The sequence below is a fragment of the Streptomyces lushanensis genome, assembly GCF_001700515.1.
In the GTDB taxonomy this organism is placed as follows: domain Bacteria; phylum Actinomycetota; class Actinomycetes; order Streptomycetales; family Streptomycetaceae; genus Streptomyces; species Streptomyces lushanensis.
In genome coordinates, this window is the sequence record NZ_MAUD01000596.1 from 1 (window position 1) to 878 (window position 878).

The following is an 878-nucleotide window of genomic DNA, read 5'->3' on the forward strand; positions in this document are numbered from 1 at the left end:
TGAGTGGACCAGCGCGCTGGTGGGCCCCTCCCGGCGGGAGTGGAGATGGCCCAGGATGCGGGTACGTGTGGCACGGAACGGGAAAGGCAGTACATCACGGGCCATTGGGCCCGTATGCCCGATGTGACGGGTGGCCATGCCTGCGCTGGGCCATCGTGCCCAGTCCTTTGGTCCCTGCGGCGGACGTGGCGGGTGTGGTGGACGTGGGGCTGGTCAATCGGACGCCCGGGGCCCTGCGCGGGCTCAGCCCCAGCCCAGTTCGTGCAGCCGCTCGTCGTCGATGCCGAAGTGATGGGCGATCTCATGGACGACGGTCACGGAGACTTCGTGGACCACGTCCTCGGGGCTCGCGCAGTAGCGCAGGGTCGGGCCCATGTAGATCGAGATGCGGTCGGGCAGGACTCCCGCGTACCACTCGCCCCGGTCCGTGAGCGGTGTTCCCTCGTACAGCCCCAGCAGTTCGGGGTCGGAGGGATCGGGCTCGTCCTCGACGAAGACGGCCACGTTGTCCATGACCCGTGTCAGCTCCGGGGGGATCTGATCGAGGGCCTGGCTGACCAGCTCTTCGAAAGTCTCGCGCGTCATCTCCAGCACATGGTCATTGTCCGTGATGACCGGCCGTTCCGGTGGGGTGTGTACGGAAGAGGAGCGGAACGTTTCTGTGTCCACTTTCGAGTGATGCGACGCCTATCCGCCGAAAGGGGTGGGCAGCTTCCGGGAGGTCACATCACCTGTAGCGCCCGGAGAAAGAGCCGGGGAAAGAGCCCAGAGGAAAAAGAGCCCAGGAAAAGAGGGGTTTCCGCCCGTGCGTCCTCCTGTACGCCCTCCAGCACGTCCTCCCGCGCGCCTTCGCGCCACCCTGGTCGCCGCCGGCGGCG

At 67.0% G+C, this 878-nt stretch carries 1 protein-coding gene; it reads right to left on the reverse strand.

Annotated elements, in window-relative coordinates:
* Positions 1 to 243: 243 nt before the first annotated feature.
* Positions 244 to 594 (reverse strand): metallopeptidase family protein, encoded by a 351-nt coding sequence (locus BFF77_RS31690; RefSeq protein ID WP_066956946.1) that lies wholly within the window; start codon positions 592 to 594, stop codon positions 244 to 246.
* Positions 595 to 878: the final 284 nt, after the last annotated feature.